Genomic DNA, 19400 nt, shown 5'->3' on the forward strand with positions numbered 1-19400 from the left:
CGCCGGTTTCTCTGCTGTGAGCGGATCAGCCGACAGCAGGACGCTTGGCCGGTACCAGCCAGACGACTCCCGCCAGGACGACGGCGAAGACGAGAACGAGGACATCGATGGTGAGCCCCGGCTGAACCGGGAGGCCGAGGTGCTCTCGATCGTCGCCGAGAAAGGTCAGCAGGCACAGCGAGAACAGCGTCAGCAGTGCGGAGACGCTGAGCATGATCTGCCCTGCCCGGACCTTGGCGAGCAGGCTCGCGCCACCCGCGACCGCGGCCACTCCGGCGAGGACCAAGCTGATGTCTCCCACGGTGATCGGCAGATGCGCGAACTCGAAGAAGTAGTACGCCTGGTGCACCAGCATCGCGTTCGCGAGCAGCGCGAAGCCGAGCACGATGCCCGCCACCCCGGCCAGGACCGCGAACACGGAGGGCGGGGTCAGCCCGGGCCGCCGCGGCGCGGGCAGGATCGGCACCGGGGTTTCGACCCCGCTCGCGGCCTGGGCCAGCAGCGGGAGCGCGTGATCCGGCAGCAGGCGCGCTTGCGGCGCTTTCGCCAGCAGCCCGCGGAGGACGTCCGCGAGCGGCCCGTACGTCCGGTCGAAGGACGGCTGCTCGTTGACGACGGCGTACAGCGTGGCCGCGACGTTCGCCCGTTGGAAGAAATTCCCGCCCTCGCTCGCACTGAGCAGGGTCACGCCGAGCGACCAGAGATCCGAGTGGGGAGTGCCTTCGTGTCCCGCGATCGTTTCGGGGGCGAGGAAGGCCGGAGTACCGACCGGGTCGAGGGCCTTGGCGATCCCGAAACCGGTCAGTTTCACCGCGCCGTCGGGACCCACCAGGATGTTCGCGGGCCGCACGTCCCCGTGCACGATGCCCGCGGTATGCGCGGCGGCGAGCGCGCCGAGCACCTTTCCGCCGATTTCGGCCACGAACCGCGGCTGCATCGGACCCGCCGACGCCAGCTCCTCCAGGGTCCGCGCCTCCACCAGGTCCATCACGATGAACGCCGTCCCGTTGTCGGCGACGACGTCGTGCACGGGCACCACCGACGGGTGATCCACCGCGACGCGGGCCTCCCGCTGGAGGCGTTCCACGAGGGCGGGCTCGTGGGTGGGCAACGGTAGTTCCTTGATCGCGACCTGGCGGCCGTCCGGCCCGTCCTCGCCACGCCACAGCACGGCCGTCCCGTCGCGACCCAGCTCCTCGAGCAGGGTGTAGCGCTCGGCGATCGTGCGGGAAACTGCCGTCACAGTGGCTCTCCTCGAATCCTGAAGGGTCTCCGAGGCACGCTAACCAGCGCTCATGACAAAACGATGAAATGGCCGTTCATCCATAAAGGACGTACGCGGCTGGATATATTCACAGTCATGCTGACGCTGGCGGCCCTGGCCGACGACCCGGATCTCGAATTGCGGGTGGTCGTCCCCGGCCGCGACGGGGCGCTCACCGAGCAGGTGCTGTGGGTGCACAACACCGAACTTCCCGATCCCGGGCCGTACGTGCGCGAGCACGAGGTCGTGCTGACCAACGGCCTGTGGCTGGACCGCGTCGAGCCGGCGGAGTTCGTCGCACGGGTGGTCGGCGCCGGAGCGGCGGGGATCATCTTCGGGCTGCGCGTGGAGCAACGCGACACCCCTCCGGCGCTCGCCGAGGCGTGCCGCGAAGCCGGGTTGCCGCTGCTGGAGATCTCGGTGGCGGTGCCCTTCACGGCGGTCACCCGTGCGGCGGCCGCGATCCAGGCCGCGGACCGGCAGAACGCGCTGATGTCGCTGGTACGCCGAGGGGACGAGCTCACCTCGGCGCTGTCGAGGGGCGCGGGCACGTCCGGGGTGCTCGCGGTCCTCCGCCGTGAGCACGAACTGCCGCTGGCGGTCGTGGACCGCATGGGCCGGGAGCTCGCGTCCGACGGCGCCGAACTGGACGCCGGGCAGTCGCGTGCCGCGGCGGAGGCCTTGGCCGGTCGTCCGCCGCCGCTGGAGGCGGATCTCGGCGCGGGGACCCGGGCGGCGTTGTTCCCGGTGGGCGCGATCGGCGACGCGGACGCCGCGCTGCTGTGCCTGCGTCCCGCGGCCGACCTGACGCGCGAGGAGCGGGACGCGCTGGAGCAGACCGCGCGCTACCTCAGCCTGGAGGTGGCCCGGCATCAGGCGGTGCAGGCGATCGAGATGCGGTTCGCCGTCGAACTGCTGGACATGGTGCTGTCGGGCGCGCAACGCGTCGCGGAGGTGCCCGGCAGGCTGCGGGCCTTCGGGGTCGACCCGGACGGGCCCCTGTCCGTGATCGCGCTGGCGTTCGCGGGTGACGACGCCGCGACGCGGGCGGGGATGGCGGAGGCCGTGACGGATTTCCTGCTGGCGGACGGGCTGCCCGCGGTCGTGGCGGCGGGCAGCCGAGACGTCGTCGCGGTGCTGCCGTTCCGGTCGGGAAGGCAGTCGCCCGCCGCGTTCGCGCCCCGGCTGGCGGCGGCGGTGTCACACCGGCTCGGCGGCGGGCGCGGGGTCGTCGGGCTCGCCGATCCCGTGTCCGGCGCGGCCGAACTGCGCGAGCCGCTGTCGCGCAGCCGCGAAGCCTGCCGTGTGCTCCGTGGCAGGCGTGGCGGCCCGGTGGCGGCGAGTTTCGCCGAACTGGGCAGCTACCGGCTGCTGCTGGAGTCGCATGACGAGCAGTGGCGGCACACCTTCGCCGACGCCCTGCTCGGCCCGCTGCGCGAGCACGACCGCCTCCGCGACGGCGACCTGGAGACGACCCTGCGGGCGTTCCTCGACCACGACGGCCAGTGGGCGGCCACCGCCGCGGCGCTGTACGTGCACGTCAACACCTTGCGCAACCGGCTGGCCAAGGTCACCGAGCTGACCGGCCGCGACGTCGGGCGGACCGCGGACCGGGTCGACCTGTTCCTGGCGCTGGAGGCAGCTCAGTCCGGATAGACCGCCGGATCGATTTCCAGTCGCCGCAACGGCTCCACGGGCAAGGCGGGGTCGGCCAGCGCCGCGGCGGCCACGTCACGGCACCGGGCGAACCGCACGTCGCCGAGGCCGAGCCCGAACTCGATGAGCGAGCGCACGGCGGCCAGCCGCCCGGGCCTGCCCGAGAGGAACGGGTGCAGGCACAGGTTGAACAGGCATCGGTAGCGGCGCATCGCGTCCAGCTCCGCGCGCCACATCTCCAGCACCCGCGCCGGAGAGGTGATCACCGAACCGATCTGCGGTGAGGGAAGGAACGCGTACTGCTCCCAGTCGTCGAGCGACCAGTGCACCGGCAGTTCCGCGATCCGGCCCGCCCCGGTCTCGATCAGGTACGGCCGGTCGTCGGCCATCAGCGACGAGTCGTAGCTCAATCCGTGCTCGGCCACCAGCGCCGGAGTGTCCCAAGTGGATTCCCAGCCCGCCGCGCGATGCCCGCTGATCTCGATGCCCTGTGCGGCGAAGACCGCCATGCCCCGTTCGAAATCGGCGCGCTGCTCGGCGGCGGTCATGGTGGTCGGCGGCCGGTGGCTGTAGGAGTGGTGGGCCACCTCGTGCCCGCGCTCCACGATCGCGGCGGCGAGGCCGGGCCGCTGTTCGGCGACCCAGCCCGGCACGAAGAACGTCGCGGGCACGGCCAGTTCGTCGAGCAGGTCGAGGATGCGCGGCACCCCGACGCGGGGCCCGTACGCCTGATGGGACATGGTCGACAGGTGTTCGGCGTAGCCCCGTCCTCGCGCGAGGATCGGGGATTCCGCGTCCACGTCGAAGGTCAGGGTCGCCACCGCGGCCGCGCCGCCATGCCAGCTTGGTTCCGTCACGCTTGCCGACTCTCCCGCCAGCGGCGCGCGTTCGCCACCGTGACCGTCGGGGAGACCATCGCCCGGTCGAACTCGACCAGGGGCTGGGCCGCGGCGACGCGGGCGGGCAGATCCGGGTTGGCCAGCGCGCCGTGCCCGAGGGAGAGCAGGTCGGCGTGTCCGCCGGCGAGGACCTCGTGCGCCTGGGTGAGGTCGTGCATCCCGCCGTTGGCGATCACCGGCAGCCCGGTGACCTGCCGGGCGAGTGCGGTGATGGTGCCGCCGTCGGCCAGCTTCGCCGTTTCGAGCCAGTTCCGGCCCTCGCTGGCGATGTGGAGGTACTGCGCGCCCGCCTCGGCGACCGCGGCGAAGATCACCTCGGCGTCGTCGCGCCCGCCGGGCCAGCGGTAAGTGAAGTCGTTGACCTTCGTCTGCGACAGCCGCACACCGGTCACGAGGTCCGGCACGGCCTCGGCGACGGCGGTCACGACACGGGAGGTCAGCCGGATCCGGTTCGCGACCGGCCCGCCGTAGGAGTCCGTGCGCTGGTTGGTGTAGTCGGTGAGGAACTGGTCGAGGAGATACCCGTTGGCCGCGTGCACCTCGACGCCGTCGAACCCGGCCTGACGGGCACGCACGGCCGCGGCCGCGAAACCGTCGACGACGTCGTCGATCTCGGCGGTGGTCAATTCGCGGGGGACCTGCCACGGCCCGGAGCCGCCGTACGCGGGCATCATCTCCCCGCGCGGCTGGACGGCCGAAGGAGCGACGGTGTGGCCCCGGTGCGGATTTCCCTGGGAGATCGCCCCGGCGTGCATGAGCTGGGCGATCATCCGGCCGCCCGCCGCGCGTACACCGGCGGTGACGACGCGCCAGCCCGCGACGTGTTCGTCCCGCGCGAGGCCCGGCTGGTTGAGGTAGCCCTGACTGGCCGCGCTGTCGGGATAGGTGCCCTCGCTGAACACCAGCCCGAAGCCGCCGCGGGCGAATTCGGTGTAGTAGTCGGCCATTTCGCCGGTCGGGGTGCCGTCCGGGCTCGCCGAGACGCGGGACATGGGGGCGACGGCGTACCGGTTGCGCAGCGCGAGGCCGCCGAGCGTGATCGGGGCCAGCGCGGGGTGTCCGACGGTCGTGGTCATGACTGAGTTCCTCCATTGTGGACGATTTCGATGGCGAGCGGGGTGAGTCCGGCGTCGCTGATTTGGACGAGGTCCTGAGGGCAGGCGGAGACCACGACGACGCAGTCCAGTTCGGCGCGCAGGGTCACCGCGTCGCCGGGCCGCGAAGACGCGGTCAGCCAGCTCAGGCGGCCGCCCTCGCCGACCGGGACGCGCATGAAGACGTTGATCGGCTGCGGCGTCGGACCCGTGAAGCCCAGGCCTTCGTCTGCCAGCGCCTCACGCAGGTTCGCGGCACAGGACCGGTGACCCGGAGCGCCCAGCGCGGCGTACCGGGCCGGGTCGCACGCCGGGATGAGCATGTCGTGCTCGCCGGGTGAGGTGTCTTCGACCAGGGTCAGGATCGGGCGGCGCAGGCCGGTCAGGAAGGACTCGCCGACCGCGGGGAACAGCCGGTCGATCCCGGCGCGCGTGTGCGCCGCGCTGTGGTGCTCGGTCAGCTCGGCCCCGGTGCCGGTGAACGCGAACACGTCGCCGACCTGGCCCCCTTCGACGTCGATCACCCGGACGAGGTCTCCGGCGGCCACCCGTACGGCCTTGGCGGTGCCCGGTGGGACTTGCGTTCTGCTCATGCCTTCAGCAAACAGGGGCGGGCCGGTGGCTCGCCATGGAGAAACCTCCACTCTCCAGGCACCTTGATAGAGAAAGCTCCATGCGACAAAGGCGTAACTCGCGTGATTGAAGCCGTAACTCGCGTGATTGAAGGCGGAACATCGTGTTACGGCTCCAATCACGCGAGTTACGGGGAGCGATAGTTTCGACTTTGATTATTTTCGCGAAGCCGGGTTAGTGTTCGGTGATGGAAGACGTGGACGCGGTGGACGCGGCCGGGCTCGACTTCTGGTCGTTCGTGGCGCTGGCGAACCGGCGGCTCGCGCAGGAGTACGGCTTCCGGCACCAGTTGGCGACCGAGGTGCTGCTGACCCTCAATCGTGCCTCCGACCTGGTGACTTACGATCTCGAAGCCGCGGTGCACCGGCCACGCGGCCGGTCGTGGTCGGCGTTCCGGCTGCTGTTCGTGGTGTGGCTCGCCGGGCCGCTCGAACCGACCAGCGCGGCCCGGCTGACCGGGATGAGCCGGGCGGCGGTGTCGAATCTGGTCAAGACGCTGGTCGCGGAGGGGATGCTCCACCGGGTCCCGGACGAGCGCGACGGCCGTTCGGTGCAGCTCTCGCTGACCGAGGCGGGGCACGAGGAGATGGTCTCGGTCTTCCGTGAGCACAACGAGCGCGAGTTCGGCTGGACGAACGCGCTGACCGAGACCGAACAGCGCATCCTCGTCATGCTGCTGGGCAAGCTGATCACGAGCCGCGCCGAGTTCGGCACGCGGAGCCGCAAGTAGGCCTTCCCGTCGCGGCGAGGACCGGACTACGCTGCCCGAGGGGTAGTCAAAGTGTGAACTAAATCGGCGAGGAGGAGACCATGGTGGACGGCGGACGGATTCCCGCGCTCTTCGCCGGGCTGTGCGACGACGCCGCGGTGTTCCCGCCGGGGCTGGCCCCGCTGCCGGACGCCGTCGCGGCGCACGACGAGCACGTCTCCGCCTGGTACGCGGGCCTGGTCGGCCCGCTCGTCCTAGCCGCCACCGCGCTCGGCGACCTCGCCGAAGTGCTGGGAGACCGGGACACCCCACTGCCGGTCTCGGTGACCCTGCCCGGCGGGCCCGCGCAGCTCGACGGCGTGCTCGACGCAGTGGAGAAGCTCCCGGTGAACCTCGACGCGCTCGAGATCGCCGTCCCGGAGGGAATGGGCCCGGACGAGGTGCTCGCCGCGATTTCCGGTGCCACCGCACCGGTTTTCGTCGAGATCCCGCGTGACGACCGGCGTCTTCCGTTGCTGACCGCCCTTTCCGGCACCGGTCACCGCGCGAAGTTCCGCACCGGTGGCGTCCGGGCCGACCTGTACCCGGGCGAAGCCGAACTCGCCGCCGCGGTCCGGGCGGCCGTCGGGGCGGGCGTTCCGTTCAAGGCCACCGCCGGGCTGCACCACGCCCTCCGCAACACCGATCCGGAGACCGGCTTCGAACAGCACGGCTTCCTCAACCTGATGCTCGCGGCGGACGCCGTCCTCACCGATGGCGACGTCGAAGCCGTTCTCGCCGAACGAGACGGCGCCGTCATCGCCGGACGGCTTCGGGCGCTGGACGCGGATCGCGTCGCCGCCGTCCGCGCGGCGTTCACGTCGTTCGGCACCTGCAGTATCACCGACCCCCTGACCGAACTGGCCGGACTCGGCCTGCTCGAGGCGCCCCGAGGAGAGGCATGACCACGATCGACATCCCCGCAGGCTCGCTGTTCGGGATCGACAACCTGCCGTACGGCGTGTTCTCCGTCGACGGCGGTTCCCCGCGTGTCGGCGTGCGCGTCGGCGACTCCCTTGTCGACCTGGCCGCGGCGCTCGGCGACGACGTCTTCGCCGCGCCGACGCTGAACCCGTTCATGGCGCAGGGATACGACCGCTGGGTGGCGGTCCGGGAGCGGATCCGCGACCTGGTCGCCGGCGAGGTCCCCGACGGCGCGGTCCACGCGATCGAACGGGTGACCCTGCACCTGCCGATCGAGGTCGCGGACTACGTCGACTTCTACGCCTCCGAGCACCACGCCTCGAACGTCGGCAGGTTGTTCCGCCCGGACGCGGAACCGTTGCTGCCCAACTGGAAACACCTCCCGGTCGGCTACCACGGGCGGTCCGGCACCGTCCTGGTCTCCGGTACGGACATCATGCGCCCGAGCGGCCAGCGCAAGGCCCCCGCAGACACGGCGCCGGTGTTCGGGCCGAGCACGCGGCTGGACATCGAGGCCGAGATGGGCTTCATCGTCGGCACCGGAACCCCGCTGAACGCCCCGATCACCCCAGATTCCTTCCCCCGCCACGTTTTCGGCGCCGTCCTGCTCAACGACTGGTCGGCCCGCGACATCCAGGCGTGGGAATACGTCCCGCTGGGCCCGCACCTCGGCAAGAGCTTCGCGACGTCGATCTCGCCTTGGGTGGTGCCGATCATCGCGCTGGAGGCGGCGCGGATCCCCCTGCCCGGCCAGACGGATCCGGAGCCGCTGCCGTACCTGCGGGAAAGCGACCCGTGGGGCCTCGACATCGACCTGGTCATCGCATGGAACGGCGAGGAGGTCAGCCACCCGCCCTTCCGCGAGATGTACTGGTCGCCCGCGCAGATGCTCGCCCACCTGACGGTCAACGGCGCCTCCTCGCGCACGGGCGACCTCTACGGTTCCGGCACGATCTCCGGACCGGAGAAGCACCAGCGCGGTGCGTTCCTCGAATTGTCCTGGGGCGGCAAGGAACCGCTCACGGTCAAGGGGGAGGAACGCACCTTCCTGCTGGACGGCGACGAGGTCGTGATCACCGGCACCGCGCCCGGCGCGAACGGCTCGCGGATCGGGTTCGGCGAGGTACGCGGGCGCGTTCTGCCGGCGAACTGACTCAGCTGCCCGGAATCCCGTTGGGCGGCGGCCCGTCGTTCGCGGCGGAGTCGTCCGGCTTGATGGGCGCGTCGCCGAGGTCGGTCACCAGTACCGGTGTCAGATCCTTGCCGACGCCGCCCTTGAGCTCGACCACCGACATGCCGGAGATGCCGAGGTGGCTGTCGGCGGAGTAGCGGAACGGCGCCGATCCCGGTCCCTCGAACGCCTTCCCGGACTGCTGGATCACCTCGACGAGGCGCTCGCGCGTCAGATCCTTTCCGGCCGCCTGCAACGCCTGGACGAACGTGTACGCCTGCGCCATCCCGTAGATGCGGTAGTTCGTCAGGTCGCCGCCCTTGCCGTGCGCCTTCCAGACGTTGTGCCACAGCTTGGTCCACGCGTTGTCCGGCGCGTCGACACCCGGCAGGTACTCGGTGGTGATCACGCCGTCGATGAGCGACGCGCCGTTAGTGACCTTGCCTTCGGAGAACCGCGCGAGCAGTGATCCGACGAGGGCGGGATCGGAGCCGACGTTGCTGTATACCCACTTCGGCTTGAACCCGATCTTCAGCGAGGCCAGCTGCGAAAGCGCGGTGTACGACGGAACGGTGAAGCCCAGCACCAGATCCACGCCCGCGGCCTTGAGTTTCGCGATCTGCGGCGCGATGTCGGTGTTGCCCGGGGAGTACTTCGCGACCTCCACGATCTGGTCGCCGAGGTACCGCCGGGCGCCCTTCTCGCCGTCGCGGCCGAAGTCGTCGTCCTGGAGGAACAGGCCGACCTTGGCGTTCGGCAGGTTCTTGCGCACCCAGTCGCCGATGATCTTGCCTTCGATCTCGTAGTCCGGCTGCCAGCCGAAGGTGACCGGCGCCTTCTTCGGATCGTCGCCCCAGCGCAGCGAACCCGACGACACGAACAGGTCCGGCACCTTCGAGGTGTTCAGGAATTCGACGACGGCGCTGTGCGTCGGCGTGCCGAGGCCGCCGACCATCGCGAAGATCTCGTCCTTGAGCACCAGTTCGTTGGTGACGGCGCTGGTGTTGGTCGGGTTGTAGCCGTCGTCCTTCACCACGAACTCGATCTTGCGGCCGTTGATGCCACCGTTCGCGTTCACGTAGTCGTAGTAGGCCTGGTGCCCGCTCGGGATCTCGCTGTAGCCCGGCGCGGCGACGCCGGTCAGCGGGAAATGCGCGCCGATCTTGATGGTCGTGTCGGTGATGCCGACCGTCGAGCCCTTCTGTTCGCCCTCGGGTCTGCCGCCCGCGCCGCACGCGGCGGTGACCGTGACGGCGAGGAAGACGGCCACGGCCTTGGTCCAGCGTTTCATGAACTTCTCCTAGAGTGGATGAGTTTCCGCAGCCCACCGGCGAGACCGGCGGGTGCGAGCAGCACGATCAGGACGGTGACCAGGCCGTAGATCAACGGCGCCAGATGCGCGGCCTGCACGTCGGAGAGGCCGAGATCCGTGCCAGCGCCGGTCACCAGCGGCGGCAGGAAGGTCAGCAGCGCCGCCCCGGCGAGCGCTCCGGTGAGGCTCCCGAGACCGCCGAGCACCACCGCGGACACCAGCAGCAGCGACAACGTCAGCGCGAACCCGCTCGGCGCCGCGAGCCGCGCCGACAACGCCATGAGCGCTCCGGCCAGCCCCGCGCAGCCCGCGCTGACGACGAACGCCCGCACCCGCGTGCGGCCGAGGTCGATCCCGGCCAGTTCGGCGGCCACATCCTCGTCGCGCACCGCCCGCCAATCACGTCCGACACGGCCTCGGGACAGGTTCGCCAGCAGCACGAACACGACGATCACCGCGAGCCAGGAAAGGTAGGCGAGATAACGGATCGACGTGAGATCCTGGCCGGTGACGAAGTACGCGGCGTCGGCCAGCCAGCCGGGTATCTCCGGCATGCGCACGGGCAAGCCCTGCTCGCCGCCGAGCGCCTCACCGAAGAACAACGGGATCCCGGGTACGGCGACGGCGAGCGCCAGTGTCGCCCCGGCGAGATACGGGCCGTGCAGCCTGGCCGCGGCGACTCCCACGAGCGCCCCGACGGCGAGCGTGATCACCACCGCCAGCAGCAGGATCACCGGCAGCGGCAAGACCGCCGACTTCAGCAGGAGCGCCGTCGAGTACGCGCCGACGGCCATCAAGGCGCCGTGCCCGAGCGAAAGCTGCCCGTTGAGTCCGGTGAGGACGGTCAGGCCGCCCGCCGCGATCGCGAGGTACGCCATCGTGGTGAATTGCGCGGTGAGGAACGGCCCGGAAGTCTCCAGGACCAGTACGACGACGACCAGCGCGGCGAGCGCGCCCAGCAGATGACCGCGCGGCAAGTCAGACCCTCCGTTCACGGACGACGGCGAAGAGGCCACCGGGTTTGAGCAGCAGCACCACCATGAGCAGCGCCAGCGCGGCGAGCGGCACCAGTTCCGCGCCGACGTAACCGCTCACCAGGCTCAACGACAGGCCGAGGACGACACCGCCGACGACCGCGCCGACCGGGCTGTCCAGCCCGCCGAGCACGGCGGCCACGAAGCCGTACACCACCACACCATCCATATAGGACGGATGGACGAGGCCGCCGCCGGCGATCAGCAGGCCCGACAGCGAACCGGCGAGAGCGGCCAGGGCCCAGCCGAGGGTGAGCATCCGCCCGACCCGCACGCCGAGCAGGCGGGCCACTTCCCGATCGAACGCCGCGGCCCGCATCCGCAGGCCGAGGTCGGTACCGCGGAACAGCACCACGAGCCCGATCAGCACCACGCCGACGGCGGCGATGGTGAACACGCCGAATCCGGTCAGCGCGATCGTCGTGTCGCCGACCCGGAACCCGGTGAGCCCGAACGGCGCCGGGAACGACCGGTACCGCGACCCGAACACCAGCGCCGCCAGCGCGTGCAACACGATGAACAACCCCAGGGTGAGGATGACGGCGTTGATCTCGGCCTTGCCGTCGACGAACCGGACGACGAAGCGTTCCACCAGCGCGCCGAGCACGAGCCCGGAAATCAGGGCGACGGCGAAACCGGCCCAGTACGACCAGCCCGCGTCGATCAGGACCAGCGCCAGGTAGGTGGTGATCATCGCCATCGGCGCCTGCGCGAAGTTCACGATCCGCGTCGCCCGCCAGATCAGCACCAGCGCCAGCGCGAACGCGGCGTACACCACGCCCAGCGTCAGGCCGGTGAGCGCGGTGGTGAGCAGTTGCTGCACAGTGCTCCCTTTCAGAATCCGAGGTAGGCGTGCCGGAGGTCGTCGTCCGCGACGAGCGCGGCCGCGTCCCGCCGGACGACGACCTCGCCGAGGTTGAGCACGACGCCGTGGTCGGCGATGGACAGCGCGCTGCGCGCGTTCTGCTCGACCAGCACGACGGCCAGTCCCTCGTCGTGGACGAGACCGCGCAGGAGGCCGAAGATCCGCGCCACGATCCGGGGCGCGAGCCCCAAGGACGGCTCGTCGAGCAGCAGCACCTTCGGCCGGGAAAGCAGTGCGCGGCCGATGACCAGCATCTGCCGTTCCCCGCCGGAAAGGACGTGCGCGGAACCGTTCTTGCGGTCGGCGAGCGCCGGGAAGAGGTCGTAGATCCGGCGGAGATCGGCCGCCGACGCGCGGCCGCGTGCCCCGAGGGCGCCGAGCCGCAGGTTCTCCTCGACGGTCAGTTCGGCCAGTACGCCGCGGCCTTCGGGCACATGCGCGAGTCCGAGCGCGGGAAGGTCCTCTGTGGACACCCGGCCCAGGTCCCGGCCCGCGAGCGAGACACTGCCACCCGTCGGCCGGACGAGTCCGGAGATGGTTCGCAGCAAGGTGGTCTTGCCCGCGCCGTTCGCGCCGAGCACCGCGGTGATCTCGCCTTCCGCGGCCGAAAGGCTCACGGAATCGAGCGCGCGCACCGGGCCGTAGCTCGCCGAAAGGTTCTCAACGGTCAGCACCGGCCACCTCCTCGCCGAGGTACGCCGCCTGGACCGCCGGGTCCGCGCGGATCTCGTCCGGTGTCCCGCGGGCGATGACCCTGCCGAAGTCCAGCACCACGATCTCGTCGCAGACGCCCATCACCAGATCCATGTGGTGCTCCACGAGCATCACCGACATGCGTTCGGTCAGTCCGCGGACCAGTTCGCCGACCTCGGCGATCTCCGCCGACGACAGGCCGCCCGCCGGTTCGTCCAGCAGCAGCAGATCCGGTTCGGCCGCCAGCGCTCGCGCCAGGGCGACCCTTTTCCGCACCGGATAAGGAAGAGCGGCGGGATAGCGATGCGCGACGTCGGCGATGCCGAACTCCTCCAACCGCGCCATCGCCCGTTCGGCCAGCGCCTTCTCGCTTTTCGTCATGCCCAGCAACGAAGTCCAGAAGCCGGACTTCGCATGCCTTCCCGCGCCGACGAGCACGTTCTCCAGCACGGTCATCCGGTCGAACAGGCCGAGTTCCTGCAGGCTGCGGGCGATGCCGAGGCCGGCGAGGTGATGCGGGCGCAGCCGCCGCAGTTCCGTACCGCGCCAGGTCAGCGTGCCGGTGTCCGGGCGGACGAACCCGCACGCGACGTTGAACAGCGTGGTCTTGCCCGCCCCGTTCGGGCCGATCACGCCGAGCACCCGGCCGGGTGCGGCGCTCAGGGAGACGTCCGACAGCGCGACGAGACCACCGAAGGTCACCGACACGCCGGACATCTCGAAGGTCGACAGGGTCACGCAGGAACTCCCAACGGAGAGAGGAGGTCCCGGCGCGGGTGCGCCGGGACCCAAGACACTCAGGCGTGCGGACACGTGTCCCGGTAGTCGCTGATCGTGCGGTCGTCCGGGGCGGGGCAGAGGAACTGTTCGTAGCGGGTGTCGTTGTCCACGAACCGCTTCAGCCACGAGATCGTGTACTTGGCCATGGTCGTGTTCGCCGTGTTCGGGAAGAAGTGGCTCGCGTTGTCCAGTTCCATGTACGCCTTCTCCGCCGAAGCGGGAATGCTGGTGTAGAACGGGATCGAGTGCGACGACACCGGTGCGACCGAGTCGGACTCGCCGCCGACGATGAACGTCGGCACCCGCAGCGAGGACCACGACTTCTGGGTGTTCCACGGCGCCAGTGGCACCGCGGCCTGCAGCGAAGGCCGGTCCTGCGCCGCTTCGAGCGAACCGCCGCCGCCCATCGAGTGGCCCGCCACCGCGAGCCTGCTGGTGTCGACGCGGGACCGGACGGTGCTGCGCTGGGTCAGGTAGTCGAGCGCGGCCAGCAGCTGGTCGCCGCGGCTCGCGGGCTGGTCGTAGATCGTGTTGGTGTCGATCGTGAACACCACGAAGCCCTGCGACGCCAGCCGCGGGCCCATCCACGCGATGCTCGACTGGGACGCGGTGTATCCCGGCGAGATGGCGACCGCGCCGAACGTGCCCTGCGTGGTGCTGGTGGGGTAGTAGATGGTGCCGCCGCCGAACCCGGTGACGGCCAGGCTCGAAACGGAGGTCTGCGACACCGCGAAGGAGCCGCGGGAGGCTTCGATGCTGCTTTCCGTCGGGTCCGGGCCTCGTTCGTAGGGATTCTCGGCGGCGTAGGCCGTGGGAGCGATAGTGAGTGCCGCGACGGTGGCCAGTCCACAAAGGATCCGGGTCGTACTACGCATGGTGCCCTCTCCGTTCGCCGTTGAACACAGTCCGTGGTGATGGACTGTGGCAAACGGCCGGAGCAGGCTGCATCGGTGAAATCGCCAGTCTTGATCCGCGACCGCCCCCGCCGGGCCGGTCGCCCGTACGATCGGCGATCGTGAACCCCTCAGCCGAGGACATAGTCCGCACCGCGGCGCGGTGGATCGATCGCGGCCTCCGCGTCGACACCTCCGCCTTCGCCCAGGACCTCGGCATCTCGCGCAGCACCCTGTTCCGCCGCGTCGGCAACCGGGAAGACCTGCTCGGTGATGCCCTCTACTACCTGTCCGAGCGCACCCTGACGGCCGCCGCGCGCACCTGGGAGCGCGAAGAGGGCGACGTGGTGCGCAACGCGGCCGGTGAACTGCGCTGTCTTTCGATCATGCGCGAGTACCGGTCCGTGCTGGCGGCGAGCGCCGGGTTCCGGCGCTTCCTCGACGACGAGCCGGTGCTGGCGATCCGGCTGCTGACCGACCCGGACGGACGCGTCCAGCCGAGGGTGATCGCGGCCCACGTCGAGCTGCTTCGCCGCGACGTCGAGGACGGCGGTTTCGTGCCCGCGGTCGGCCTGGACAGCCTCTGTTACGCGATCGTGCGGCTGGGGGAGGCCTTCCTTTACTCGGACGTTCTCGCCTCCCGGACACCCGATCTCGACGCGGCGTCGACACTGCTCGGAGCCCTCGTGGAAGGACGGGTGCCGAGCAGGACCTTGTGAAACACTTGCGCCTGGTGTTTCATCGAGAGGGAGCTCGAGGAGGCGCCGATGCCTGTGTACCCGCTGCGGGGCAGGGACGACCTCTTCGGCGGGCTGCGGTCGCCCGCCGGCCGTGCCGTGCTGGTCCACGGCACGGAGGGGCTCGGTAAATCGGCCCTGCTCACCGCACTGCGCGCCACCCTCGGCGTCCGTCTCGTCGGGGTGCGGGGCCTGCGGGCCGAAAGCACGCTGCCGTATGGCGCCCTGCATCGGATGTTCGGCGCGTCCGTCTCCAGCGGCGCGGAGGCCAGGGACCGGCTCGGCGCCGTTTCGGCACCGACGATCTGCTGGGTCGACGACGCGCAGTGGGTCGATCCGGAGTCCTTGGCGGCCTTGGGTTTCGCGGGCAGACGGCTGGCCGGGGCCCCGGTCGGCATGGTGCTCGCGTCGCGATCCGGATCCGACGAGTTCGACTCCGTCGAGCTGCCGCCGTTGACCGAATCCGCCGCGGACCTGGTGTTGCGCGATCGCGGCGTGCCCGCCGGGGTACGCCCGCAGCTGGTCGAACTCGGCGACGGGAACCCCGCGGATCTCGTCGCGCTGGCGGCTTCGTTGACGCCCGCGCAGGCGGCGGGACGGGAGCCGGTGTCGCCGATCCTCCGGGAGCGCTTGCCTCGCTACGCGGCCGAGCTCGACGCGCTGCCGCTCGACGAGCGCCTCCGGTTCCTCGCCACCTGCATGGACTCTTCCGCGAGGAACGCGACGTGGTACGCGGCGGCGTCACCGGCCGACCGCAGGGCGGCGCACGCGCGGCTGGCCGCCGCCGAGGAGGGGCCCGACGCGCTCTGGCATCGCGCGATGGCGGCCGCCACGCCGTCCGCGCCGCTCGCCGACGCGCTCGCCGCCGCACCGGCGGCGGATCACGCGGCCGCGGCGCGGCAGCTGGAACGCGCTGCCGCCCTGACCGCCGATCCGGCCACGCGGGCGGACCGGTTGCTGGCCGCCGCGGACGCGGCCTGGCAGGCGGGAAGACCAGGGTGGGCTCGTCTGCTGCTGTCCAAAGTGGACAGCAAGCCGGGCGCGGTGGCGTTGCTGCACGGGGAGATCGAGCTGCGCGACGGCGATCCCGCCGTCGCCACCCACGAACTCGGCACGGCGGCGGAACTGCTGCCCGATCCGGCCGCCGCACTCCTGCTGGCGGGCGAGGCACGGCGGCTCGGCGGCGACCTGAGCGGCTACCGGGCGCTCGCGCGGACGGTCCCCGCCGGCGAGGGACTGGCCTTCTCGCACTTCCGTGGTCTGACGTCGGTCTACGCCGGACGTCACGACGACGCTGTCCTCCCGCTGAACGACGCCGTCGGTCGGGGGATGGCCGGAGCGGACGTCGCCGGAGCCGTCTGGGCCGCCGAAGCGGCCTTCGCCCGCGGGCATGCCGAACGGGCGCACGAATACGCTGCCGCCGCCGTGAGCCGCGCGCGGCTCGGCAAACGGCACGCGGAACTGCCGTGGGCGTTGATCTACCTGTCGCTTTCGGCCATCGCGCTCGACCGGATCCCGTGCGCGCGGGCGGCGTCCCGCGACGGTCTGCACGCGCCCCACAACCTGCGGATGGAACATCTGACGTTGCTGGGGCTGGCCGCCGCGCTCCTCGGCGACCGCGTACCGGAACTGGACGAGGCGACCGAAGGCATCGCCGAACGCGGTCTCGGCAGGCCCGCCGCCGTCGCCGCGTGGGCGAACGCCTGTCTGGACCTGGCCGAAGACCGGCCCGACGACGCCCTGAGCAGGCTCGAAGATCTCGCTTCGGGTGTCTCCGGCGACCAGCCGGTGATCCGGGTGCTGGCCACTCCGCAACTCGTCGAGGCCGCCGTCAGTTCCGGGCGGCCCGAACGGGCCCTTGCCGCGCTGGAGGTGTTCGACCGCTGGACCCTGGCCGGAGCGGAACCCTGCTGGCTCGCGCTGAGCCACCGCTGCCACGCGCTGACCACGCCGGATCCGGAGATCGCGGAACGGCGTTTCCGGCTGGCCATCGACGCGCACCGGCGGGCGGGCGGCGCGGTGGAACTCGCCAGGACCCGGTTCGCCTACGCCACCCTGCTACGCCGTCACCGGCGGACCCGGGACGCGCGCGACCAGTTCCGCGATGCCTTGCGCGGCTTCGAGAACGTCGGCGCGAAGCGGTTCGCCGACCGGGCCCGCGCCGGGTTGCGCGCCACCGGTGAGACCGTCGACGTGCCGCACCGATCACTCGCCGGGCTCACGCCGCAGCAGGACGCCATCACCCGGCTGGTCGCGGCGGGGGAGACGAACAAGGAGATCGCGCGGCGGCTGGTGATCAGCCATCGAACGGTGGATCACCACCTGCGGAACATCTTCACGGCACTGGGTGTGCGGTCCCGCGTGGAACTCGCGCGCCGCGTCGCCGCCGGCGAATGACACGCCACCTGGACCGGCGTCTTTCGGCGTGGCGGAATACTCACCCCGGTCCTGGAGTCGTAGCCGAGTATGGACTTCGGTATCGCGACTTCAGTGACCGACGAAGGAATCCGGCCGCACGTACTGGCCGCGGCGTTGGAGGAGAAAGGCTTCGACTCCCTCTACCTCCCCGAACACTCCCACATCCCGGTCAGCCGGGAGAGTCCGTACCCCGGCGGTGAGCTGCCGCGAGGGGCCCTCCGCAATCTCGACCCGTTCGTGGCGCTGGCCGCCGCCGCGACCGTCACCTCGACCCTCCGCCTCGGCACCGCGGTCGCCCTGATGATCCAGCGAGATGTGCTCTATACGGCCAAGGAGATCGCCAGCCTTGACCTGCTTTCCAACGGACGGGTGATCTTCGGCGTGGGAGCGGGCTGGAACATCGAGGAGATGCGCAACCATGGCGTCGAGCCGCGGACACGGGGCGCGCTGCTGACCGAACAACTCCAGGCGCTCAAGGAGATCTGGACCAAGGACGAGGCGGAGTTCCACGGAAAGCACATCGACTTCGACCCGGTCTACTCCTGGCCGAAACCGGTGCGGAAACCGCATCCGCCGATCTACGTCGCAGGCCAGGGGCCTGCGGGCCTCAAACGGCTCGCCGAGCACGCCGACGGCTGGCTGCCGCATTCCGTGACACCGCCAGAGGAATTGCGCCGGGTCCGGTCTTGGCTCGCCGACCAGGGCCGCGAGGACGTCCGGATCAGTGTGTTCGGTGCCCCGGCCGATCCCGGGCTGCTGCGACGGCTCGCCGACGCCGGGGCCGACGAGGTCTCGCTCATCCTGCCGACGTTGCCCGAAGCCGAAACCCTGGAGCGTCTCGACGAGTTGGCCAAGATCGTCGAGCAGCTCCGCTGACCGGACCTGCCCTCGAAGGCGTAACTCGCGTGATCTAAGGCGTAACTCGCGTGATCAGAGGCGTGATTCGTGTGTTACGCCTCTGATCACGCGAGTTCCGTCTCTGATCACGCGAGTTACGGGCAGGCGAGGACCGGGGCCTGCGGACGGCCGCCGCCGTGCAGGTCGCTCAGCGGAACCCTGGCCAGGCCGAGGATCGCCTGCGCGGTCGCGCGCGGGGCGGTCGACGGGTTCAGGCCCGTGGCGTCGTAGGCGATCGCGCCGCGGGCCGCCTCGGTGCCGGCGCAGCCGGTCTGCAGTGACCGCAGGAATTCCCGCGCCTTGAGCGCGGCGGCGGGACGGTGCCCGGCCAGCGCTTGCGCGGCGAGTCCGGTGCTGTTGGCGTTCGGCGCGTTGGTGGCGAAACCGAAGCCGCCGTTCGGGTGCTGCTTGGTGACCAGCCAGGAGGTGCCCTCGCCGGCGTTCACCGGGTCACCGGTGGCGCGCAAGGCCTGGACGACCGTCGCGGTCGCGTCGACGTCGCTCGTGCACGTCGCTTCGCCGAAGTTCAGTGGGAACCCACCATCGGGGCACTGGGTGCCCGCGAGGAACGTCACGGCCTGCTCCGGGACGTCGCCGGTGCGGTCCAGCGCGAGCAGGGCGAGCGACTGCGAGAGGGCGTTGGAGTAGTCGCCGTATTCGGAGCGGTCGGAGAACCGGCCGGACGGCGTGAGCAACGAAAGCAGGCCCGCCTTGAGATCGACGCCGCCGAACGACGCCGGGTTCTTGCCGCGAACCTGCGCGGCGAGCAGCAGTTTCGCGTGCGCGCCCGCGTACGCCTCGGTGCCGCCGCCGACGTAGCCCATGGTGATCTCCGGTTTCGCCAGCCAGGCGATCGCCTTGCCCGCGTTCGTGTCCGACACCCCGGCCGCGGCGAACGCGAAGATCGCGTCGATGGTCAAACCCTGGTCGGGAAACTTCTGGCCGCCGAAGTCGGCCTCGAACCTTTCCCCGTCGACCAGTTGCCTCGCGAGCCAGCCCGCGGCGGCGTCCGCCTTGTCGTGGGTGGCCGCGGCCGCCGCCGGAGCGGCGACCAGCCCGATGCCGCACACCATGGCGACAGCGAAAATCAAACGTCTCATGAGAACCCTTCCCCCAACGACCGCTGTGAACGAACCGAAGAGTCTCACCCCGGCCGAGCGTCCGGGTACCGCCGGGCGCGAAGAGCCGATGTGATCCTGGCGACCGACCTGGTCAGCGGTGCCTGCCGGTGGTGATCGGGTGTTAACCTCGGCTGGCTCGACAACCGAATACCGCCGCCCGTGACGGGGAAGCCGGTCGAAATCCGGCGCTGTCGCGCAACCGTGGGCCCTTCACCAGGGCGAGCCGGGATACCGAACGGGCGGATGAACGAACCACTGTCG

18 protein-coding genes and 1 riboswitch are annotated in these 19400 nt (G+C 70.8%); of the genes, 7 read left to right on the top strand and 11 right to left on the bottom strand.

The genetic code is table 11. The features are described 5' to 3' along the window. Window positions 1-25: 25 nt before the first annotated feature. Window positions 26-1243, bottom strand: a complete 1218-nt coding sequence (locus DMH03_RS29650; protein WP_125795251.1) for a serine/threonine-protein kinase — start codon at window positions 1241-1243, stop codon at window positions 26-28. 117 nt (window positions 1244-1360) lie between these two features. Here DMH03_RS29650 and DMH03_RS29655 point away from each other — a divergent pair, with 117 nt between their 5' ends. Continuing rightward, a complete protein-coding gene (locus DMH03_RS29655) occupies window positions 1361-2920 on the top strand; it encodes a PucR family transcriptional regulator (protein WP_125795252.1) in 1560 nt (519 codons plus the stop codon). Here DMH03_RS29655 and DMH03_RS29660 read toward each other — a convergent pair. Genes DMH03_RS29660 through DMH03_RS29670 form a run of 3 tightly spaced genes read right to left on the bottom strand, consistent with a single transcriptional unit; the run spans window position 2908 to window position 5506 of the window. Further along, window positions 2908-3777, bottom strand: a complete 870-nt coding sequence (locus DMH03_RS29660; protein ID WP_125795253.1) for a polysaccharide deacetylase — start codon at window positions 3775-3777, stop codon at window positions 2908-2910. The genes DMH03_RS29655 and DMH03_RS29660 overlap by 13 nt on opposite strands. Beyond that, on the bottom strand, window positions 3774-4895 hold the full coding sequence (locus tag DMH03_RS29665) for a tRNA-dihydrouridine synthase (protein WP_125795254.1): 1122 nt from the start codon (window positions 4893-4895) through the stop codon (window positions 3774-3776). Before DMH03_RS29665 ends, DMH03_RS29660 begins: the two co-directional genes overlap by 4 nt. Further along, window positions 4892-5506: a DUF1989 domain-containing protein gene (locus DMH03_RS29670; protein ID WP_125795255.1), complete on the bottom strand. Its 615-nt coding sequence runs from the start codon at window positions 5504-5506 to the stop codon at window positions 4892-4894. The genes DMH03_RS29665 and DMH03_RS29670 overlap by 4 nt, the downstream gene beginning before the upstream one ends. 227 nt (window positions 5507-5733) lie before the next feature. On the opposite strand from DMH03_RS29670, the gene DMH03_RS29675 reads away from it, so the two are divergent. From DMH03_RS29675 to fahA, 3 genes are all read left to right on the top strand, one after another. Continuing rightward, window positions 5734-6276, top strand: a complete 543-nt coding sequence (locus DMH03_RS29675) for a MarR family winged helix-turn-helix transcriptional regulator (RefSeq protein WP_125787490.1) — start codon at window positions 5734-5736, stop codon at window positions 6274-6276. A gap of 80 nt (window positions 6277-6356) precedes the next feature. Beyond that, window positions 6357-7199: a hypothetical protein gene (locus DMH03_RS29680; RefSeq protein ID WP_125795256.1), complete on the top strand. Its 843-nt coding sequence runs from the start codon at window positions 6357-6359 to the stop codon at window positions 7197-7199. Continuing rightward, a complete protein-coding gene (gene fahA, locus DMH03_RS29685; protein WP_125795257.1) occupies window positions 7196-8371 on the top strand; it encodes a fumarylacetoacetase in 1176 nt (391 codons plus the stop codon). The genes DMH03_RS29680 and fahA overlap by 4 nt, the downstream gene beginning before the upstream one ends. A gap of 1 nt (window position 8372) precedes the next feature. On the opposite strand, the gene DMH03_RS29690 is transcribed toward fahA, so the two are convergent. Genes DMH03_RS29690 through DMH03_RS29715 form a run of 6 tightly spaced genes read right to left on the bottom strand, consistent with a single transcriptional unit; the run spans window position 8373 to window position 13948 of the window. Then, complete coding sequence (locus DMH03_RS29690; protein ID WP_125795258.1) at window positions 8373-9680, bottom strand: ABC transporter substrate-binding protein; 1308 nt, start codon at window positions 9678-9680, stop codon at window positions 8373-8375. Further along, a complete protein-coding gene (locus DMH03_RS29695) occupies window positions 9677-10678 on the bottom strand; it encodes a branched-chain amino acid ABC transporter permease (protein ID WP_125795259.1) in 1002 nt (333 codons plus the stop codon). Before DMH03_RS29695 ends, DMH03_RS29690 begins: the two co-directional genes overlap by 4 nt. Window position 10679: 1 nt before the next feature. Next, a complete protein-coding gene (locus DMH03_RS29700) occupies window positions 10680-11558 on the bottom strand; it encodes a branched-chain amino acid ABC transporter permease (protein ID WP_125795260.1) in 879 nt (292 codons plus the stop codon). 11 nt (window positions 11559-11569) lie between these two features. After that, complete coding sequence (locus tag DMH03_RS29705) at window positions 11570-12274, bottom strand: ABC transporter ATP-binding protein (protein WP_125795261.1); 705 nt, start codon at window positions 12272-12274, stop codon at window positions 11570-11572. Beyond that, window positions 12261-13031 (bottom strand): ABC transporter ATP-binding protein, encoded by a 771-nt coding sequence (locus DMH03_RS29710; protein WP_125795262.1) that lies wholly within the window; start codon window positions 13029-13031, stop codon window positions 12261-12263. Before DMH03_RS29710 ends, DMH03_RS29705 begins: the two co-directional genes overlap by 14 nt. A gap of 59 nt (window positions 13032-13090) precedes the next feature. Next, window positions 13091-13948: a serine aminopeptidase domain-containing protein gene (locus DMH03_RS29715; RefSeq protein ID WP_125795263.1), complete on the bottom strand. Its 858-nt coding sequence runs from the start codon at window positions 13946-13948 to the stop codon at window positions 13091-13093. 140 nt (window positions 13949-14088) lie between these two features. Between DMH03_RS29715 and DMH03_RS29720 the strand changes: the two genes are divergently transcribed. The 3 genes from DMH03_RS29720 to DMH03_RS29730 all read left to right on the top strand — a co-directional run bounded on the left by DMH03_RS29720 (window position 14089) and on the right by DMH03_RS29730 (window position 17997). Further along, entirely contained in the window at window positions 14089-14685 is a 597-nt protein-coding gene (locus DMH03_RS29720) for a QsdR family transcriptional regulator (protein WP_125795264.1), read from the top strand. Window positions 14686-14733: 48 nt separating this feature from the next. After that, window positions 14734-17100: a LuxR family transcriptional regulator gene (locus DMH03_RS29725; protein ID WP_125795265.1), complete on the top strand. Its 2367-nt coding sequence runs from the start codon at window positions 14734-14736 to the stop codon at window positions 17098-17100. A 69-nt stretch (window positions 17101-17169) separates the two neighbouring features. Next, a complete protein-coding gene (locus DMH03_RS29730) occupies window positions 17170-17997 on the top strand; it encodes an LLM class F420-dependent oxidoreductase (protein WP_125795266.1) in 828 nt (275 codons plus the stop codon). A gap of 116 nt (window positions 17998-18113) precedes the next feature. Here DMH03_RS29730 and DMH03_RS29735 read toward each other — a convergent pair whose 3' ends face one another. Next, window positions 18114-19118, bottom strand: a complete 1005-nt coding sequence (locus DMH03_RS29735; protein ID WP_233611709.1) for a prenyltransferase/squalene oxidase repeat-containing protein — start codon at window positions 19116-19118, stop codon at window positions 18114-18116. A gap of 186 nt (window positions 19119-19304) precedes the next feature. After that, window positions 19305-19372: riboswitch (cobalamin riboswitch) on the top strand. Window positions 19373-19400: the final 28 nt, after the last annotated feature.

The sequence above is a fragment of the Amycolatopsis sp. WAC 01376 genome (assembly GCF_003947415.1).
Lineage (GTDB): Bacteria > Actinomycetota > Actinomycetes > Mycobacteriales > Pseudonocardiaceae > Amycolatopsis.

What these genes read in the sequence shown, in the direction of transcription:
- DMH03_RS29655 (WP_125795252.1), top strand. Translation starts at nt 1,361, where the DNA reads ATGCTGACGCTGGCGGCCCTGGCCGACGACCCGGATCTCGAATTGCGG.
- DMH03_RS29665 (WP_125795254.1), bottom strand. Translation starts at nt 4,895, where the DNA reads ATGACCACGACCGTCGGACACCCCGCGCTGGCCCCGATCACGCTCGGC.
- DMH03_RS29670 (WP_125795255.1), bottom strand. Translation starts at nt 5,506, where the DNA reads ATGAGCAGAACGCAAGTCCCACCGGGCACCGCCAAGGCCGTACGGGTG.
- DMH03_RS29675 (WP_125787490.1), top strand. Translation starts at nt 5,734, where the DNA reads ATGGAAGACGTGGACGCGGTGGACGCGGCCGGGCTCGACTTCTGGTCG.
- DMH03_RS29680 (WP_125795256.1), top strand. Translation starts at nt 6,357, where the DNA reads ATGGTGGACGGCGGACGGATTCCCGCGCTCTTCGCCGGGCTGTGCGAC.
- fahA (WP_125795257.1), top strand. Translation starts at nt 7,196, where the DNA reads ATGACCACGATCGACATCCCCGCAGGCTCGCTGTTCGGGATCGACAAC.
- DMH03_RS29690 (WP_125795258.1), bottom strand. Translation starts at nt 9,680, where the DNA reads ATGAAACGCTGGACCAAGGCCGTGGCCGTCTTCCTCGCCGTCACGGTC.
- DMH03_RS29715 (WP_125795263.1), bottom strand. Translation starts at nt 13,948, where the DNA reads ATGCGTAGTACGACCCGGATCCTTTGTGGACTGGCCACCGTCGCGGCA.
- DMH03_RS29725 (WP_125795265.1), top strand. Translation starts at nt 14,734, where the DNA reads ATGCCTGTGTACCCGCTGCGGGGCAGGGACGACCTCTTCGGCGGGCTG.
- DMH03_RS29730 (WP_125795266.1), top strand. Translation starts at nt 17,170, where the DNA reads ATGGACTTCGGTATCGCGACTTCAGTGACCGACGAAGGAATCCGGCCG.
- DMH03_RS29735 (WP_233611709.1), bottom strand. Translation starts at nt 19,118, where the DNA reads ATGAGACGTTTGATTTTCGCTGTCGCCATGGTGTGCGGCATCGGGCTG.